An 18,151-nucleotide genomic window follows, 5' to 3' on the forward strand; every position below is an offset into this window, starting at 1 on the left:
ATTTTGTTTGGCACCCAAGGGCATGCGATAGTCGACAAGTCGGGCGGATCGACCTGACAACTTCCACCGCGTGGCACGCACCCCCTTGGCCGCCCGGTGACGCGCAGGGGCCCCGGGACCGCGAACACCGCGGACAGGGGCCCCGCATCGTTTTCCGGGGTGGGGCGGTCAGGCGAGGGTGGCGGCGACGCGGTCGCGGTCGCGGACCTTCATCTCGAACCAGACGCCCTTGCCGCGCGGCAGGAGATCGGCGCCCCAGCGGTCGGCGAGGGCGTCGACGAGGCGCAGGCCGTGGCCGTTCTGGTAGCCGGTCTCGGGGGCGAGGATGAGGCAGGGCAGGGAGCGGGAGGAGTCGCGGACCTCGATCCGCAGCCATCCCGGCCGCCGGACGACCTTGAGGCCGATCATGCGACCGCCGGCATGTCGGACGGCGTTGGCGACCAGTTCACCGGTCAGCAGTTCGCCGGCTTCCAGGAGCTGATGGAGTTTCCACGCCTGTAAGACCGACAGCACGAGCCTGCGCGCCACCCCGGCGGATTCCGGGCGGGAGGGCAGCCGGACCTCCTCCGCGGAGTCCGGGTCGCTGAGCACGCCGAGAAAGGTGTGCTCCATCTCCTCGGCGGTCAGCCGTTCCAGGTCGGCCAGCACCACGCCGATGCCGGGTTCCGACAGCTCGTCAATCCGGCTGCCCGGCAGTCGATGTGATGCCTGCTCCGGTTCGCCCCATCCCGCCATGCGCCCCATCATTGCGGAACGCGAGCGGCCGCGTACGGACAATGAGCAAACGATCACTATTCGGTTGGCATATGCCCACAGCAACCGAACGGGCGGCCGAGCGCCGTGCGCCCGAGCCGCCCGTCCCGGCGGGTCCTACCACTGGCCCCAGGGCACGTTCCAGCCGCTCAGGCCGTTCTCCGCGGAGACCGTGGCGCCCTTGGAGTTGAGCACCTTGACCACGTCGCCGACCAGGGTCGAGTCGTAGAGCTTGCCGGCCGGCGTGTCGGGGCTGCCGTCCTTGGTGTCGGTGACGCCGATGCAGCCGTGGCTGGCGTTGGCCCGGCCGATCAGGCTGCCGCTCCAGGAGTTGCCGTGCACGTAGGTGCCGGAGTCCGTGAGCCGCATGGCGTGCGGCACCTCGAGGTCGTACTCGTCGCCGGAGCCGGCCGGGGTGACGCCGTTGGAGGTCATCCGGGTGGTGCCCTCCTTGGCCTCGACCACCATGGTGCCGTTCCAGGTGTCGAAGCCGGGCTTGCCGGCGGTGAAGCCGACCGAGTCGACCTCCTGGCCGTCGCGGACCACGGTCATCCGGTGGGTGTCGACGTCGGCGGTGGAGATCTGCGAGCGGCCGATGGTGAAGGGCTCGTCCTTGTCCACGCCGCCGTACACGCCGGGCGCGGTCTCCACGCTCTTCAGCCGGTACTTCACCGTCACCTTGGTGCCGGACTTCCAGTAGTCCTGCGGGCGGAAGTCCAGGCGGTCGTCGCCGAACCAGTGGCCCTTGGCCACCGTGCCGTCGGAGCCGGTGACGGTGATGCCGGCCAGCACCGCGTCCTTGTTCTTGACGTCCTTGCCGAAGTGGACCGAGACGATCATGCCGACGCCGTAGGTGGCGTCGTCGTCGACGTTGTCGTGGGCGCCGGCGTCCTTGGTCGGGGTGAGCGTGGTGAAGGAGCTGGTGGCGGTGGTGGCGACGCCCTGGGCGTCCACCGCCTGGGCGTTGACGGTGTAGGCGGTGGAGACCTGGAGGTTGCCGCCGGGGGTCCAGCCGAGGCCGTCGGCGGTGAGGGTGCCGGGGACCTCGGTGCCGTCCGGGCCGGTGACCTTGACGGTGGTGAGCTTGCCGCCGGTGGCGGAGACCTTGAGCGCGCCGGCGGGCTTGACGTCGGTGGCGCCGGCCGCGGGCTCGATCGCGATGGCTGCGGCCGAGACGGTCGGCTTGGCCGGGCTCGGCGTGCCGGAGGCCGTCGGGCTCTGCGCCGTCGCCGTACCGCCGCTGCACCCCGCCGTGGCCATCAGCACCAGGGCGCCCGCCACCGCTCCCACCGCGAATCGCCCTCGCATCGACTTCACTGTCCGCTCTCCCCACGCGCCCGCCTGTCGGCTGACAGGTCTTTCTGCTGATATGACGGCGCAAGGGGGGTGAACGTTGCAGGCCGAGTGTTCCGGTACGGTCACGAACCGCGGACGGCCCGGCGGTTCCGAGGAACCACCGGGCCGTCCGTTCGAAGCGCGTGCGACCTACCACTTGCTCCACGGGATGGTCCAGCCGCTCAGGCCGTTCTCGCCCGAGACGGTCGGGCCCTTGGAGTTCTGGATCTTGACCACGTCGCCGATCATCGAGGCGGCGAAGAACTTGCCGGCCGTCGAGTTGTCGTCGCCGCCCTTGGCGTCCTGCATCGAGATGCAGCCGTGGCTGGCGTTGGACTTGCCGAAGGCGTTGCCCCAGTAGTTGCCGTGCACGTAGGTGCCGGTGTCGGTGAGGCGCATCGCGTGCGGCACGTCCGGGACGTCGTACTCCTCGCCCTTGACGTTGGCCACGGTGGCGGAGTTCATCCGGGTGACCTTCTCCTTGCCGGAGATCACCATGGTGCCGTTCCAGGACGGGTTGTCGTCGTTGCCCGCCGTGATCGGGATCTTCTGGGTGGAGCCGTCGCCCTTGGTGACCGTCATCATGTGGGTCGAGGCGTCGGCCACCGAGACCTGGTAGCGGCCGATGACGAACGGCTCGTCCTTGTCCACGTCGCCGTAGACGCCGGGCGCGATCTCGACGTTCTTCAGCCGGTACTTGACCGTCACCTTGGTGCCGGCCTTCCAGTAGTTCTCCGGGCGGAAGTCCAGCCGCTGGGTGCTGAACCAGTGGCCCTTGGCCACCGTGCCGTCGGAGCCCGTGACGGTGATGCCGGCCAGCACCGCGTCCTTGTTCTTGATCGCCTTGCTGAAGTTCACCGAGACGATCATGCCGACGCCGTAGGTGCCGTTGTCGGCGATGTTGTCGTTGGTGGCGACCGTCTTCGCCGGGGTCAGCGTGGTGAAGCTGGTGGTCGAGGCGGCCACCAGGCCGGCCGAGTCCACCGCCTGGACGTTGACCTTGTAGGTGGTGCCGACCGCGAGCTGCTCGGTGGGCTTCCAGCTCAGGCCGTCCGCGGCGATCTGGCCGGCCACCGCCTTGCCGTTCTTGTCGGTCACCTCGACGTTGGTCAGCTTGCCACTGGCCACCGACACCTGCAGGCCGTCCTTGGGCGCCACGTCGGTCGCGCCGTCCGCCGGGGTGACGGTCAGCTGGGCCGTCGACACCTTCGGCGCCGCCTCGGACGCCGCCGCGGAGGCCGAGCCGCCGCCCTTGGCGTCGGTCGAACCCCCCTTGCCGCCCCCGCCGCCGCAGGCCGCGCTGAGCATCAGCACGCCGCCCATCAGCAGGGCCATCGAGGCCCGACGCGCCACTCGCCCGCGCCCGCGCGCCGGTATCCCGGACTCGGACATCTGAACCGCCTCCACTGCGCTGCTCCCCTCCCGGTATCCACAACGAATACACGTGTGTCGCCCGGGCTCGGTTTCACCTGGACGGTTGCGATTTCGGCACCGCCCGGCTGGGGTCGGGCGCGCGCGGGGGTCAGGATAACCGGCGTCCGTGAGTGAATCTTCGGCGGGAGCGGGGTGCCCGTTCAGTGAACTGTCAGCGCACTGCCGCGCAGCCACTGCGCCCAGCCCAGGTTCCAGCCGTTCAGGCCGTTGTCCGGCGCCACCCGGTCGCCGTGCGCGCCGCGCACCTCCACCACGTCGCCGACCCGGACGTGCGCGTAGAACCAGCCGGCCGGCGAGTCCGGCGCGCCGCCCTTGGCGTCGGCCAGGCCGATGCAGCCGTGGCTGGCGTTGGTCTCGCCGAAGACCGCCGGGTCCGCCCAGTAGTTGCCGTGCACGAAGGTGCCGGAGGCGGTCAGCCGCAGCGCGTGCGGCACGTCCTTGATGTCGTACTCGTCGCCGAGGCCGACGGTCTGCGAGTTCATCCGGGTGGTCTCGAAACGCTCGGAGACCACCATCGCGCCCAGGTACGTGGAGTGCTCGGGGCTGCCGCCGCTGATCGGCAGGGTGCGCACCACCCGGCCGTCCTGCCGGACCGTCATGGTGTGCGCGTCCAGGTCGACGCTGGAGACCACGGCGCGCCCGACGGTGAACCGGACGTCCTTGCTCTGGGTGCCGAGGTAGCCGGGCCCGCCCGCGACGTCCTTGAGCCGCAGCGCCAGGGTGACCCGGGTGCCGGCCGTCCAGTACTCCCGCGGGCGGAAGTCCAGCCGCTGGTCGCCGAACCAGTGCCCGGCCACCTGGACGGGCGGGTCGGCGGTGACGGTGAGCGCCCGCTCCACCGCCGCCCGGTCGGCGATCGGCCGGGAGAAGCGCAGCGAGACGGGCATCCCGACGCCGACCACGGAGCCGTCCTCCGGGGTGAAGAACGCGGCGAAGGTGTGCTCGGGGACCTCGGTGGCGAAGGCGGCGTGCTGGACGGCGCGCAGCCCGGCGGCGTCCACGGCGACCGCGTCCAGGGTGTACGGGGTGGCGCCGTCGAGCCGGGCGGCGGGGGTCCAGCCGGTGCCGTCGGCGGCGAGCGTGCCGGGCACCTCGGCGCCCCTGTCGTCGGCCAACCGGACCGACAGCAGCCGCCCCTGAGTCACCGTCACCCGCACCGCGCCGTCCACCGGGACCTCCTGCGCGCCGTCGGCGGGGGTGAGCGCGAGCTGGGCGCGGGAGACCGCCGGGCTGCTCACGGCGGCCGCCGGGCCCGCGGGGCTCGCCGCGTCGACGCTCGGCGGCGGCGCGCCGCCGCCGGAGCAGCCGGTCAGCAGCACCAGCCCGACCGCCGCCGCCCGCCGTGCCCAGTGCCGAACTGCGGGCCGCATGCCAGGTCCTCCACGTCGTGCGATTCCACCCCTTTGCCGGTCATAACGATGGATTCCGGCCACCGGACACGACCGAATGGTTTCTCCACCCGGTTCCACGGGGCACAGGAATGATCACGGTCCGTCACGCCGCCCGACCGGGTGTGACGAGGTCACCGTGCAGGGAACAACTGGAAGAACGGGGACGGGCCCCCGGGTGGCTGGGAGGGTGCCATGACGGCGTGGCAGGAGCTGGGTACGGGCACGCCCCGGGGGGCGCGGGCCGCGTCCCGGCTGAACGGCTCCGCCCCCGGGCCGGCCCCCGAGCAGCCCTGGCCGGGCGGCTGGCAGCCGCTCGGCGCCCGGTTCCGGACCGACGCGCAGGGCCGGGGCACCAACTTCGCGCTCTGGGCGCCGAACGCGGAGGGCGTCGAGCTCTGCCTGTTCGACGACGACGGCCGGGAGACCCGGTACCGGCTGGCCGAGCAGACCTACCAGACCTGGCACGGCTACCTCCCCGGCGTGCTGCCCGGCACCCGCTACGGCTTCCGGGTGCACGGCCGCTGGGACCCGTGGACGGGCGCCCGCTACAACCCGGCCAAGCTGCTGCTCGACCCGTACGCCCGGGCCGTCGACGGGCATTACACCAGCCACGACGCGGTCTGCGCCGCGGTACGGGGCTGGCCCGAGCGCGACGTCGCCGACACCGTCCGGGACGACCGCGACTCCGCGCCGTACGTGCCCAAGGCGGTGGTGGTGCACGACGCCGACGACTGGTACGACGACCTGCGCCCGAAGACGCCGTGGGCCGAGACGGTGCTGTACGAGCTGCACGTGCGCGGCTTCACCATGCGCCACCCCGACATCCCGCCGCAGCTGCGCGGCACCTACGCGGGCCTGGCCCACCCGGCGGCGATCGCGCACCTGACCCGGCTCGGCGTCACCGCGGTCGAGCTGCTGCCGGTCCACCACCACGTCAGCGAGGACCACCTGCAGCAGCGCGGGCTGGCCAACTACTGGGGCTACAACACGCTCGGCTTCTTCGCCCCGCACGCGGGCTACGCGGCCTCCGGCAGCCGCGGCCAGCAGGTCGGCGAGTTCAAGCGGATGGTGCGGGCGCTGCACGCGGCGGGCATCGAGGTGATCCTCGACGTGGTGTACAACCACACCGCCGAGTCCGGGGTGATGGGCCCGGCGCTCTCCTTCCGCGGCATCGACAACGGCGGCTACTACCGGCTCGACCGCTCCCGCCGCGGCTACGCCGACTACACCGGCTGCGGCAACACCCTGGACACCCGCCAGCCGCACGTGATCCGGCTGGTCACCGACTCGCTGCGGTACTGGGTCTCCGAGATGGGTGTGGACGGCTTCCGCTTCGACCTGGCCGCCGCCCTGGCCCGCGGCAGCGACGGGGTGGAGATGCACCACCCGTTCCTCGCCGCGGTCTCCCAGGACCCGCTGCTCAGCCGGGTCAAGCTGATCGCCGAGCCGTGGGACGTCGGCCCGGGCGGCTACCAGGTCGGCGGCTTCCCCCCGCTGTGGGGCGAGTGGAACGACCGCTACCGGGACACCGTCCGGGACTTCTGGCGCGGCGCCCGCCCGGACGTCCGCGAGCTGGCCACCCGGCTCTCCGGCTCCTCCGACCTGTACCAGCGCGGCGGCAGACGCCCCTACGCCTCCGTCAACTACATCACCGCGCACGACGGCTTCACCCTGCGCGACCTGGTCTCCTACGACCGCAAGCACAACCTGGCCAACGGCGAGGACAACCGGGACGGCACCGACGACAACCGCTCCTGGAACCACGGCGCCGAGGGCGACACCGACGACCCGGCGGTGCGCTCACTGAGGGTGCGTCAGCTGCGCAACCTGCTCACCACGCTGCTGCTGTCCACCGGCGTCCCGATGCTCACCGCGGGCGACGAGCTCGGCCGCACCCAGGGCGGCAACAACAACGCGTACTGCCAGGACAACGAGACCAGCTGGCTGGACTGGTCGCTGCTGGAGGACCCCGACTGGCGCTCCCTCACCGAGCTCACCGCCCGGCTGGTCCACCTGCGCCGCGCCCACCCGGTGCTGCGCCAGCGGGCGTTCTTCTCCGGCCGCCCGGCCGGCCCGGACGGCCTGCGCGACCTCAGCTGGCTCACCCCGGCCGGACACGAGATGACCGAGGCCGACTGGTTCTCCCCCAGCCACGCGCTCGCCCTGCGGCTGTCCGGCAGCGCGATGTCCGAACGCGACCCGCAGGGCCGCCCGCTGCGCGACGCGAGCTTCCTGCTGCTGCTCAACGCCGCCCCCGATCCGCAGCACTTCACCCTGCCCGCCCCGCACACCCCGGTGATCGACACCGCCCGGCCCGACGCCCCGGACCCGGCCGCGGTGAGCGAGGTGCTGCTCACCGGCCGCTCCGCGATGCTGCTGCAGGCGCACTGAACCCCGGACCCCTCGCGGGGCCCGGGGTCACCGGCGCGCGGGCTCAGCCGCGCGGGTGGGAGACCTCGACGTTCTCCAGCACCCCGAGCGCGTCGGGGACCAGGATCGCGGCGGAGTAGTAGGCGGAGACCAGGTAGTTGACGACGGCCTTCTCGTCGACGCCCATGAAGCGGACGTTCAGCCCGGGCTCGACCTCGTCGGGGATGCCGACCTGGGTGAGGCCGACCACGCCCTGGTTCTCCTCGCCGGCGCGCATCGCGATGATCGAGGTGCTGGTGCCGTGGACCGGGATCTTGCCGCACGGGAAGATCGGCACCCCGCGCCAGGCGGGCAGCTGGTGGCCGCCGAAGTCGGCGGTGGAGAAGTAGACGCCGCGCCGGTTGCACTCCCGGCCGAAGGCGGCGATCGCCTTCGGGTGGGCGAACAGGTAGTCGGTGTCGCGGCGCATCGCCAGCAGCTCGTCCAGGTCGTCCGGGGTGGGCGCCCCGGCGTGGGTCTGGATCCGCTGGTCGAAGGCGCAGTTGGAGAGCAGCCCGAACTCGGGGTTGTTGACGATCTCGTACTCCTGGCGCTCGCGCAGCGCCTCGATGGTGAGCTTCAGCTGCTCCTCGGTCTGGTTCATCGGCTCGTTGTAGAGGTCGGCGACCCGGCTGTGCACCCGCAGCACGGTCTGCGCGACGCTCAACTCGTACTCGCGCGGGGAGAGTTCGTAGTCCACGAAGGCGGTGGGCAACTGGTGCTCGCCGGCGTGGCCGGCCGACATGCCGATCTCGGCCTCACCGTGCGGGTTCTGCGCGGCGGCGTGCCCGGCCCGGTGCGCGGCGATCCGCGCCCGCAGCTCCGGGGAGCGCTCCAGGACCGCCCGGAAGTCCGACCGGGACAGGCTCAGCGCGGTTCCCGCGGTGGCGGCCCGCACGGTGTACGGCCAGCGCCCGTCGGCGGCGGCCAGCGCCTCGTCGCCGATGTGGTCGCCGTCGGCGTGCACCGCGAGCAGGGTCGACTCGCCGTACTTGCCGGTGCCGATCCGCTCGACCTTGCCGTACGCGACCAGGTACACCTCGGCGCGCGGGGCGCCCTGCTCGACCAGCACGTCGCCGGGGGCGAACTCGCGCTGCTCGAAGCGGTCGGCGAGGGCGGCGAGCACCGCGTCGTCGGCGAGGCCGCGCAGCACCGGGACCTCGCGCAGCGTCGGCGGCAGCACCCGGACCTCGGTGCCGGCCTTGACGAAGCTCACCCGGCCGCGGCCGACGGCGTAGTTGAGCCGGCGGTTGACCCGGTAGGTGCCGGCCGAGACGTGCACCCAGGGGAGCTTGCGCAGCAGCCAGCGGGAGCTGATCTCCTGCATCTGCGGCCGGGACTTGGTCGTGGTGGCGAGGTTGCGTGCCGCCTCGGTGCTCAGGCTCTGCCGGGCCGGTGCCTGGACGTCGGGTGCGGGCTCGGTCTCGACCGACATGCGGGTCTCCTGTGGTCCGGTGATCCACCGCGATCACTCTCTGCGCGAGATCAGACCGCATCGGCACCGGGGGCCTGCAAGAGAGCGCGGGTGGTGCGGAGTTCGGAGGTTTGTGCGCCTGCGCGCCCCTGATGGCGGCGCACGCTCCCCGGGTCCGGCGCACCCGGGTCGCGTCCGCCCACCGCCACCGGCCGTTCGGGGGACGGCGGTGGGTGCCCCGGCCTGGCCGGATCTCGCCGACAGGGGCAAAAAACCGGGTGAGAAATGTCAGCGGCTGTGCCTACCCTCTCGCCGATGGCCGAGAACCAGAACCCCGCTCCGCACACCCCCGCGGACCCCGACGGCCCGTCAACCGACGGCCCCCGGACTTCACCCGTACCGGTACACCGGTCCGCGGTGCGCTCGCTGCTGCGCCTGTGGCCCTACGCCCGCGAGGCCCGCTGGCGGATCTTCGGCTCGATGGGCGCCGCCGGACTCGCCTCGCTCAGCGTGCTGGCGGTCCCGCTCGTGCTCCGCCGGATCGTCGACGGCCCGGTCGCCCACCACGACCTTCCCGGCCTGTGGCCGCTCGCCGCCGCCCTGCTGCTGCTCGGCCTGGCCGAAGCCGCGCTGTTCGGCGTCCGCCGGGTGATCGTGGCCCGCCCGCTGGCCCGGGTCGAGACCAGGCTCCGCGGCGACCTGTTCGCCAAGCTGCAGCGCCTCCCGGTCTCCTTCCACGACCGCTGGCCCTCCGGCCAGCTGCTCTCCCGGGCCACCTCGGACCTGTTCGTGCTGCGCCTGTTCCTGGCCTTCCCGCTGGTCTTCCTGGTCGTCAACTCCACGGTCTTCCTGACCGGTACGGCGCTGATGTTCGCCCTGGACTGGCGGCTGGCCCTGATCACTCTGGTCCCCGCCGTCCCGCTGATCCTCTACACCCGCCGCTTCGAGGGCGGGTACTCGGCCGCCTCCCGGCTCGCCCAGGACCAGAACGGCGACCTGGCCACCGTGGTCGAGGAGTCGGTGCTCGGCATCCGGATCCTCAAGGCCTTCGGCCGGCACCGCTCGATGGCCGAGGAGTTCCGCCGGCACAGCGCCGAACTGCGCGACACCGAGCTGCGCAAGGCCGGGCTGCTCGGCAACCTCTGGGCGGTCATCGTCGGCCTGCCCGAACTCGCCCTCGGCGCGGCCCTCGCCACCGGCGCCGTGCTGGTCGCGCACGACCAGCTCTCGGCCGGCACCCTGGTCGCCTTCCTCTCCACCGCGCTCGCCCTGCGCTGGCCGGTCGAGTCGCTGGGCTGGCTGCTCGGCTTCGCCGCCGAGGCCGCCAGCGCCGCCAACCGCTACTTCGAGGTGATGGACGAGCCGGAACCGGCCGACCTCCCGGCGGCCGACGAGGTGTCGGACGACCGCGGCATCCGGTTCACCGGCGTCCGCTTCCGCTACCCCGACGCCCCGGACGGCACCCCCGACCTGCTGTCCGGCATCGACCTGCACGTCCGCCCCGGCGAGACGCTCGCCCTGGTCGGCGCCACCGGCAGCGGCAAGACCACGCTGACCGCGCTGCTCCCCCGGCTGTACGAGCCCACCGGCGGCGCGATCACCCTGGACGGCACCGACATCCGCGACCTGCCGCGGGCCGAGCTGCGCCGCCTGGTCTCGGTCGCCTTCGAGGAACCCACCCTGTTCTCCGCCACGGTCCGCGAGAACGTCCTGATGGGTGCCCCCGACGCGGACGAGCAGCGGCTCACCGACGCCCTCGCCACCGCGCAGGCCGGCTTCGTCGACAAGCTCCCCGAGGGCCTGGACACCGAGGTCGGCGAGCAGGGCCTGAGCCTGTCCGGCGGCCAGCGCCAGCGCCTCGCGCTGGCCCGCGCCGTGGTCGGCCGCCCGCGCTTCCTGGTCCTCGACGACCCGCTCTCCGCGCTCGACGTGCACACCGAGGCGCTGGTCGAGCGGGCTCTGCGCCAGGTGCTGGCCGGCACCACCGCCCTGGTGGTCGCCCACCGCCCGTCCACCGTGCTGCTCGCCGACCGGGTCGCCCTGCTCGCCGACGGCCGGATCGCCGCGGTCGGCACCCACCAGGAGCTGCTGCACTCCTGTCCCGCCTACCGGGCCCTGATGTCCGGCGAACTGTCAGAACTGGAAGGGGCGTTGGCCCGATGACCACCGCCGTCGCCGACCCCGCGGTCGATGAGGACGAGCTGCCGCCCCCGGCCGCCGACGACCAGGACATCCCCGTCCCGCCCGGCGCCCCGCGCGCGCTGCTCGGCTCGCTGCTCGCCCCGCACCGCCGCCGGATCGCCGTCGCCGTCCTCGCGCTGCTCGTCCAGCAGGCCGCCCTGCAGGCCGGTCCGCTGCTGGTGGCCTTCGCCATCGACCGCGGCATCCCCGCCCTGCGCGACCACGACGCCGGCCCGCTGATCGCGGTCACCGCCTCGTACCTGGGCTGCGCGCTGCTCGCCACCCTGCTGCAGCGGGCGTTCATCCGGCTCGCCGCCCGGATCAACCAGGACATCCTGCTGGAGCTGCGCGGCCGGATCTTCCGGCACGCCCAGCGGCTCAGCCTGGACTTCCACGAGCGCTACACCTCCGGCCGGATCATCTCCCGCGCCACCAGCGACGTGGACACCCTGCGCGAGCTGCTCGCCGAGGGCCTGCAGGAACTCCTGATGGTCTGTCTGTCGGTCGGCTACATCACCGTCGTGCTGGTCCTGATGGACTGGCGGCTCGGTCTCGCCGCGCTCGCCTCCTTCCTGCCGATGTACCTGATCATCAGGTCGTTCCGGCGCCGCTCCCAGCAGGTCTACCGCCGCTCCCGCACCGCGGTGGCCTCCCTGATCGTCCGCTTCACCGAGACCATGAACGGCATCCGCCCGGTCCAGGCCTTCCGCCGCGAGGCCGCCAACGACCGGGCCTTCGGCGCCGTCAACAAGCAGTCCGCCACCGCCACCGCGGACGGCCTGCTGGAGATGGCCCGGTACGTCTTCCTGTCCCGGATGACCGCCAACGTGTGGATCACCGGCGTGGTCGTCCTCGGCGCCTTCCTGGTCACCGACGGCAGCCTCGAACTCGGTGTCCTCACGGCCTTCGTGCTCTACCTGCGCCGGCTCTACGACCCGATCGACCAGCTGGCGATGTTCCTGAACAGCTACCAGTCCGCGGCCGCCGCCCTGGAGAAGATGGCCGGCCTGCTCGCCCACGAGCCCAGCGTCCCCGAGCCCGCGGAGCCCGCCGTACTGCCCGCCGCGGACGGCAAGGGCCGCGAGGTCGCCTTCCGCGGCACCGACTTCGCCTACGCCAACGGCAAGCAGGTCCTCCCCTCCTTCGACCTGGTGCTGCCCGCCGGGCAGACCACCGCCGTGGTCGGCGCGACCGGCGCGGGCAAGTCCACCCTCGCCAAGCTGCTCGCCCGCTTCTACGACCCCACCGCCGGCGCCGTCACCCTGGACGGCGTCGACCTGCGCGCCCTCTCCACCCCCGACCTGCGCGCCAACGTCGTGATGGTCACCCAGGAGTCCTTCCTGTTCTCCGGGACGGTCGCCGAGAACATCGCGGTCGGCAAGCCCGACGCCACCCGCGCCGAGATCGAGGCCGCCGCCCGCGCGATCGGCGCCCACGAGTTCATCACCGCCCTGCCGGACGGCTACGACACCGACGTCCGCAAGCGCGGCGGCCGGATCTCCGCCGGCCAGCGCCAGCTCGTCGCCTTCGCCCGCGCCCTGCTCGCCGACCCCGCCGTGCTGATCCTCGACGAGGCCACCTCCTCGCTCGACGTCCCCGGCGAACAGGCCGTCCAGCGCGCCATGCGAACCGTCCTGGAGGGCCGCACCGCCGTGATCATCGCCCACCGCCTCTCCACCGTCGAGATCGCCGACCGCGTCCTCGTCATGGACCAGGGCCGCATCGTCGAGGACGGCACCCCCGCCACCCTGATCGCCGGCGAGGGCCGCTTCGCCACCCTCCACCAGACCTGGCGCGACAGCCTGGTCTGACCCCCGAGCCCGACGTGTACGTGTTTTGCGGACCCAGAGTCGTACATTTTCATATCTTGCTCGCTCTATTGCTGAGCCATGTCAACCTGGTTACGCTCCCGAGTCGCTGGGATTCGTTGACTGGGCGGAGGCTCCGGGATGGGTGTCACACGGCGGGTGTTCCTGCAAGGCGTCGCGGCGGCGGGCGTGGTCGGCGCGGTCGGGCTCGGGGAGGGCCCGGCCGCGGCGGCGAGTGCGCCGGGCGACGTGGTGGGCAAGGTGACGGTGGGCTACCAGGGGTGGTTCGCCTGCGCGGGTGACGGGGCGCCGATCAACGGCTGGTGGCACTGGGCCCGGAACATGGGGCAGGCCCCGTCACCGTCCAACAGCGGGATCGTGGCCTGGCCGGACCTGCGCGAGTACCCGGCCACCTACCGGACGGCCTTCGCGAACCTGAACAACGGTCAGCCGGCCGCGCTGTTCTCGTCCTACGACCAGTCGACGGTCGACCTGCACTTCCGCTGGATGAAGCAGTACGGCGTCGACGTGGCCGCCCTGCAGCGCTTCAACCCGACCGGCGGCGAGGGGCCGACCCGCGACGCGATGGCGGGCAAGGTGCGCAGCGCGGCGGAGTCCCAGGGCGTGAAGTTCTACGTCATGTACGACGTCTCCGACTGGACGACCATGCAGGCGGACATCAAGACGGACTGGACGAACAAGATGCGGGCGCACACCGCGTCGAGCGCCTACGCCCGGCAGAACGGCAAGCCGGTGGTGTGCATCTGGGGCTTCGGCTTCAACGACAACCAGCGCCCGTTCGCCCCGGGTCCGTGCCTGGACGTGGTCAACTGGTTCAAGGCGCAGGGGTGTTACGTGATCGGCGGGGTGCCGACCTGGTGGCGCACCGGTGACCGCGACTCCCGCCCGGGCTTCACCGACGTCTACCACGCCTTCGACATGCTCTCGCCGTGGATGGTCGGCCGGATCGGCAACGCGGGGGACGCCGACAACTTCTACAACGTGGCGACCGTGCCGGACCTCGCGGACTGCAACGCGCGCGGGGTGGACTACCAGCCGTGCGTGCTGCCCGGCGGGGTGGGCGACCGGCAGCGGGCGCACGGCGACTTCATGTGGCGGCAGTTCTACAACATGGCGCGGGCGGGGGTGGCCGGCGTCTACATCTCGATGTTCGACGAGTACAACGAGGGCAACCAGATCGCCAAGACCGCCGAGACGCAGGCCTGGGTGCCGGCCGGCTCGGGGCTGCTGGCACTGGACGAGGACGGCACCTTCTGCTCGTCCGACTACTACCTGCGGCTGACCGGCGACGGCGGCCGGATGCTCAAGGGCCTGGCGCCGGTGACCGCGACGCGTCCGACCCCGCCGGTCGCGTCGGGCCCGGACGGCACCCCGCCGAGCGCGCCGGGCGGTCTTCGGGTGACCGGGCAGGGGGACACCACGGTGGCGCTGGCGTGGGACGCGGCCACCGACAACGTCGGGGTGACGGGCTACCGGATCCGGCGGGTGGCGGGCGGCACCGCCACCCAGATCGGCACCGCGTCCGGCACCTCGTTCACCGCGACGGGGCTGAGCCCGGCCACCTCGTACACCTTCGACGTGCTGGCGGTGGACGCGGCGGGCAACGTCTCGGCGGCCTCCAACCAGGTCTCCGCGACCACCACGACCCCGTCCGGCAACCTGGCGCTGCACAAGCCGACCTCGGAGAGCGGGCACACCCAGGTGTACGGCTCCGGGAACGCGGTGGACGGCGACCCGAACAGCTACTGGGAGAGCGTCAACAACGCCTTCCCGCAGTGGTTGCAGACCGATCTGGGCGCGGCGCTCGGGGTGCGCCGGATCGTGCTGTCGGTGCCGCCGGCCACCGCCTGGGGCGCGCGCACCCAGACGGTGGCGGTGCAGGGCAGTACCGACGGCGGGACGTTCACCCAGTTGCTGGCGGCCGCCGGATACCTGTTCGACCCGGCGACCGGCAACACCGCCACGCTCACCCTCCCCGCCACGGCGAGCGCGCGCTACCTGCGGCTGGTCTTCACCGCCAACACCGGCTGGCCCGCCGGCCAGGTCGCCGAGCTGCAGGTGTACGGCAGCTGACGGCCCGTCACCCGGTGCGGCCCCCCGGCCGTACCGGGTGCGCTCACAGGGCGGCGAGCACGGCGGCCACCCGCGCGGCCCGGTCGCCGGACACCTCGATCCAGGGCTGCCCGCTCGCCGCCAGCACCTCGCGGAACCGGCCGGTCATCCAGCCGCGCAGGTGCTCGCCGTCCCGCAGACCGTCGTCCTCGAACGGGACGCCCTGGTCCGAGGTGAGCACGTACAGCGCGCGGGGCGGCTGGGCGGCGGCCGCGGCCCAGGTCTCGGGGGCGGTGCGGCCGAGGTAGCGCTCCTCCCAGACGGCGGTGGCCAGCAGGTCGGTGTCGCAGACCAGCACCGGGCCGCCGCCCCGCGCGGCGCGTTCCTCGGCCTCCGCCTGCCGACGCCGCACCAGGGCGAAGTCCCGTTCGTCCCAGTCGAGTTCGTCGACGGTCGGGGCGGGCCGGCCGGCCGGCGCGGCGTGCGCCCGGGCGACCGCCAGCTTGGCGGCGGTCAGCTCGCGGCCGTACTCGGCCACCCAGCCGGTCAGTGCGTGCACCCCGCCGCGGCCGCGCAGGGCGGCGGCCAGGTCGCGGGAGAGCGTGGTGGTGCCGGTGGACTCGGCGCCGACCACCACCACCCGGCGGGCCAGCCCGGCCCGTACCGCGGGCTCCAGGTCGGCCCAGTGCCCGGCCGGGTCGGCCCGCACCTTGGTGCCGGAGACCGGGAAGGTGGCCCGGTCGACGTCCAGCACCACCGGCGCGGCGGCGAACCGGCGGGCCAGCTCCACCCCGTAGTCCTCGGAGCTGAACACCGCGTCGACCGTCTCGCCGGGCCGCAGCGCGGCGCGCATCAGTGCGACGTGGCCGTCCCAGATCTCGGGGTCCTCGTAGTCGACCGGGATGTTGTCGACGGTGCCGGCCACCCGGACGTGCGGCTCGCCCTGCCAGACCTCGCGGATCCAGCCGACCCGGTCGGCGAGCGGGATGGTCTCGTCGTCGGCGGCCATCACCACCACGGTGACCTGCTCGGCGGCGTCGGCGGCGCTGCGGATCAGGAAGTGGTGGCCGGCGTGCGGCGGGTAGAACTTGCCGATCACCAGCGCGTGCCGGAAGCGCGTCACGCGGCCACCGCCAGCGCGGGGGCCGGGCGCAGTTCGCGGTGCCAGGCGCGCAGGCCGAGCAGGCACAGGCCGAGGAAGAGCACGTACACGGCGGCGGTCGGCCACAGGCCCTTGACCGCGTAGAGCGGGATGTAGACCAGGTCCGCGGCGATCCACAGGTACCAGTTCTCGATCCGCTTGGCGTTCAGCAGCCACTGCGCGGCCAGCGACAGGGCGGTGGTCAGCGCGTCCCAGAACGGCGCCGAGTCGCCGGCCCGCTGCAGCACCAGGGTGAGCACCGCCGTCACGGGCACCACCGCGCCCACCGCCACCGCGAGTTCCCGCGCCCCGCCGCGCCGGATCGCCGGCCGCTCGCCCTCGGCGCCGCGCCGCAGCCAGCGCCACCAGCCGTACGCCGCGAGCCCGAGGTACACCACCTGCAGCCCGGCGTCGGCGTACAGCGCCGCCTGCGCGAACACCACGAGGAAGAACGCGTTGTTGGCGATCCCGACCGGGAAGTTCCAGACGTTCGCCCGCACCGTCAGCCAGACGCACACCGCGCCCGTGACGAAGCCCAGCCACTCGACCATTGCCCCACCTCACCTTTAACGTCAGAGTGACGATAAAGGGTGGGGCGTTCCGGACGCAAGACCGTTTCGGTGGCCGAAAATCGACGGCTCGTCAGTGCCCTCATCCACTACGCTTCCCGCGCCCGCGGCGTCAGGACGACGCCCGCTGGCCCGACACAGGGGGAACTCGATGAGAAGTCCACTGGGCACGCGCACCCGCGTCGCCCTCGCCGCGGCTGCCGCCACCACCCTGGCGCTGCTGGCACCCGGGAACGCCGGCGCGGCCGGCGGCGTCCCGAACACGCCGACCGACCTGTACAACGGTCTGCTCGCCTGCTCCACCGACGCGAGCGCGCCGGTGTACGTCGCCGGCCGGGGCGGGCTGGAGCTGGAGGGCATCGCCTCCCACACCGACCCGACGGCCAACCACCTCTCCGAGGAGTTCCGGTACTGGCCGACCGCCGACCCGGCGCAGCTCGGCACCGCCGTCCGCGACTGGGCGTACCCGGGCTCGGAGGCGTCCGTCGAGGTGACCGGCCTGACCGACGGCGCGACGTACGGCTGGCAGGCCCGGACGGTCGGTCCGGACGGCGCGGCCTCCGACTGGTCCGCCGCCTGCTACGTCGCCGTCGACGACACCACCCCCGCCGCCGCACCGACCGTCAGCTCGCCCAACTACCCGCAGGGACAGACGAACCAGCCCGGCGCGCCGATCCAGATCGACCTCGGCGCGAACGGCGTCGGCGACGTCGCCGGCTACCAGATCACCTGGTACAGCACCTTCTCCGTCCCGGGCGCCTCGATCGGCGAGCACGGCATCCCGCACTTCCTGGACCCGTTCGACGGCACCCACGGCGTCCGCGCGCAGACCGTCGGCGGCACCGCCCGGATGACCCTGGTCCCGCCGGCCGGCCTCAGCGGGTGGCTCACGCTCGACGTCCGCAGCATGGACCGGGCCTACAACGCCTCGCAGCCCACCCGCTACACCATCCTGCTGAAGCCGGACGCGCCCACCGTCACCCGGCTCTCCCACGCGACCCAGTTCGGCAAGCCGACCCCGTTCCGCCTGAGCCCCGAGCCGGGCCTGCAGGCCGCCAGCCCGGTGGTCAGCTACACCGTCACGCACTACGGCACCACGGTCACCACCACCACCGTCCCGGCCAACCCCAACGGCACCGCCGAGACCACCGTCACCCTGGACGGCCCGAGCGGCGACAAGCTGGTCGTCAACACCACCAGCGCCAACGGCTGGACCAGCCAGCAGACCTGGTGGGACAACGGCTACCTGGACTCCACCCCCACCATCACCTCGCCCCAGTACCCCGACGGCGGCGAGAACACCGGCCCCGGCACCTTCCACTTCGCCCCGAAGATCAAGGGCGCCCAGATCGCGAGCTACACCTACTCCTTCGACTGGGGCAACAACCCCATCACCATCCCCGCCGCCGCCCACGGCGAAGCCGACGTCATCTGGACCCCGCCCACCAGCGGCTGGTACCTCCTGATCGTCCATGCCACCACGAAGGACGGCGTGGCCCTCGACGACACCTACTACTCCTTCACCGTCGACTAAAAGCCCCGCCCCTCCGGGCCCCGAAAGGGGCCCGGGGAACGGCGGGAGTGCGCGGCGGTGAGGTTCACAGGGCGCTGCAAGGTCCGGGCGCATAGAGGCCTCCAAGACC

12 protein-coding genes are annotated in these 18,151 nt (G+C 72.8%); 5 read left to right on the top strand and 7 right to left on the bottom strand.

The features are described 5' to 3' along the window. Positions 1-168: 168 nt before the first annotated feature. From ACWD4U_RS12375 to ACWD4U_RS12390, 4 genes are all read right to left on the bottom strand, one after another. Positions 169-735, bottom strand: coding sequence for an ATP-binding protein (locus ACWD4U_RS12375; protein WP_449787174.1), 567 nt, complete (start codon positions 733-735; stop codon positions 169-171). 135 nt (positions 736-870) lie between these two features. Further along, positions 871-2,061, bottom strand: a complete 1,191-nt coding sequence (locus ACWD4U_RS12380) for a L,D-transpeptidase (RefSeq protein WP_363450954.1) — start codon at positions 2,059-2,061, stop codon at positions 871-873. A gap of 177 nt (positions 2,062-2,238) precedes the next feature. Then, positions 2,239-3,480 carry a L,D-transpeptidase gene (locus ACWD4U_RS12385; RefSeq protein ID WP_363450957.1) on the bottom strand — a complete coding sequence of 414 codons (1,242 nt, stop codon included), beginning with the start codon at positions 3,478-3,480 and terminating at the stop codon, positions 2,239-2,241. Positions 3,481-3,662: 182 nt separating this feature from the next. Next, the gene (locus ACWD4U_RS12390; RefSeq protein WP_363450959.1) at positions 3,663-4,892 is read right to left on the bottom strand and encodes a L,D-transpeptidase; all 1,230 of its coding nucleotides are present in this window, start codon (positions 4,890-4,892) and stop codon (positions 3,663-3,665) included. Between the two features lie 213 nt (positions 4,893-5,105). Here ACWD4U_RS12390 and glgX point away from each other — a divergent pair, with 213 nt between their 5' ends. Beyond that, entirely contained in the window at positions 5,106-7,304 is a 2,199-nt protein-coding gene (glgX, locus tag ACWD4U_RS12395; protein WP_363450961.1) for a glycogen debranching protein GlgX, read from the top strand. 43 nt (positions 7,305-7,347) lie between these two features. On the opposite strand, the gene ACWD4U_RS12400 is transcribed toward glgX, so the two are convergent. Next, the gene (locus tag ACWD4U_RS12400) at positions 7,348-8,757 is read right to left on the bottom strand and encodes a family 2B encapsulin nanocompartment shell protein (protein ID WP_363450963.1); all 1,410 of its coding nucleotides are present in this window, start codon (positions 8,755-8,757) and stop codon (positions 7,348-7,350) included. Positions 8,758-9,051: 294 nt separating this feature from the next. Between ACWD4U_RS12400 and ACWD4U_RS12405 the strand changes: the two genes are divergently transcribed. The 3 genes from ACWD4U_RS12405 to ACWD4U_RS12415 all read left to right on the top strand — a co-directional run bounded on the left by ACWD4U_RS12405 (position 9,052) and on the right by ACWD4U_RS12415 (position 14,819). Further along, positions 9,052-10,899, top strand: coding sequence for an ABC transporter ATP-binding protein (locus ACWD4U_RS12405; RefSeq protein WP_363450965.1), 1,848 nt, complete (start codon positions 9,052-9,054; stop codon positions 10,897-10,899). Further along, positions 10,896-12,728 (top strand): ABC transporter ATP-binding protein, encoded by a 1,833-nt coding sequence (locus ACWD4U_RS12410; protein ID WP_363450967.1) that lies wholly within the window; start codon positions 10,896-10,898, stop codon positions 12,726-12,728. Before ACWD4U_RS12405 ends, ACWD4U_RS12410 begins: the two co-directional genes overlap by 4 nt. A gap of 138 nt (positions 12,729-12,866) precedes the next feature. After that, positions 12,867-14,819, top strand: coding sequence for a discoidin domain-containing protein (locus tag ACWD4U_RS12415; protein ID WP_363450969.1), 1,953 nt, complete (start codon positions 12,867-12,869; stop codon positions 14,817-14,819). Between the two features lie 43 nt (positions 14,820-14,862). Here the strand turns inward: ACWD4U_RS12415 and ACWD4U_RS12420 are convergent, their stop codons facing one another. After that, positions 14,863-15,921 carry an AAA family ATPase gene (locus ACWD4U_RS12420; protein ID WP_363450971.1) on the bottom strand — a complete coding sequence of 353 codons (1,059 nt, stop codon included), beginning with the start codon at positions 15,919-15,921 and terminating at the stop codon, positions 14,863-14,865. After that, positions 15,918-16,490 carry a nicotinamide riboside transporter PnuC gene (gene pnuC, locus ACWD4U_RS12425; protein WP_363450973.1) on the bottom strand — a complete coding sequence of 191 codons (573 nt, stop codon included), beginning with the start codon at positions 16,488-16,490 and terminating at the stop codon, positions 15,918-15,920. Before pnuC ends, ACWD4U_RS12420 begins: the two co-directional genes overlap by 4 nt. Positions 16,491-16,659: 169 nt before the next feature. On the opposite strand from pnuC, the gene ACWD4U_RS12430 reads away from it, so the two are divergent. Further along, positions 16,660-18,042, top strand: a complete 1,383-nt coding sequence (locus tag ACWD4U_RS12430; RefSeq protein WP_363450975.1) for a hypothetical protein — start codon at positions 16,660-16,662, stop codon at positions 18,040-18,042. Positions 18,043-18,151 lie beyond the last annotated feature (109 nt).

Source organism: Kitasatospora sp. NPDC002522 (assembly GCF_053595195.1).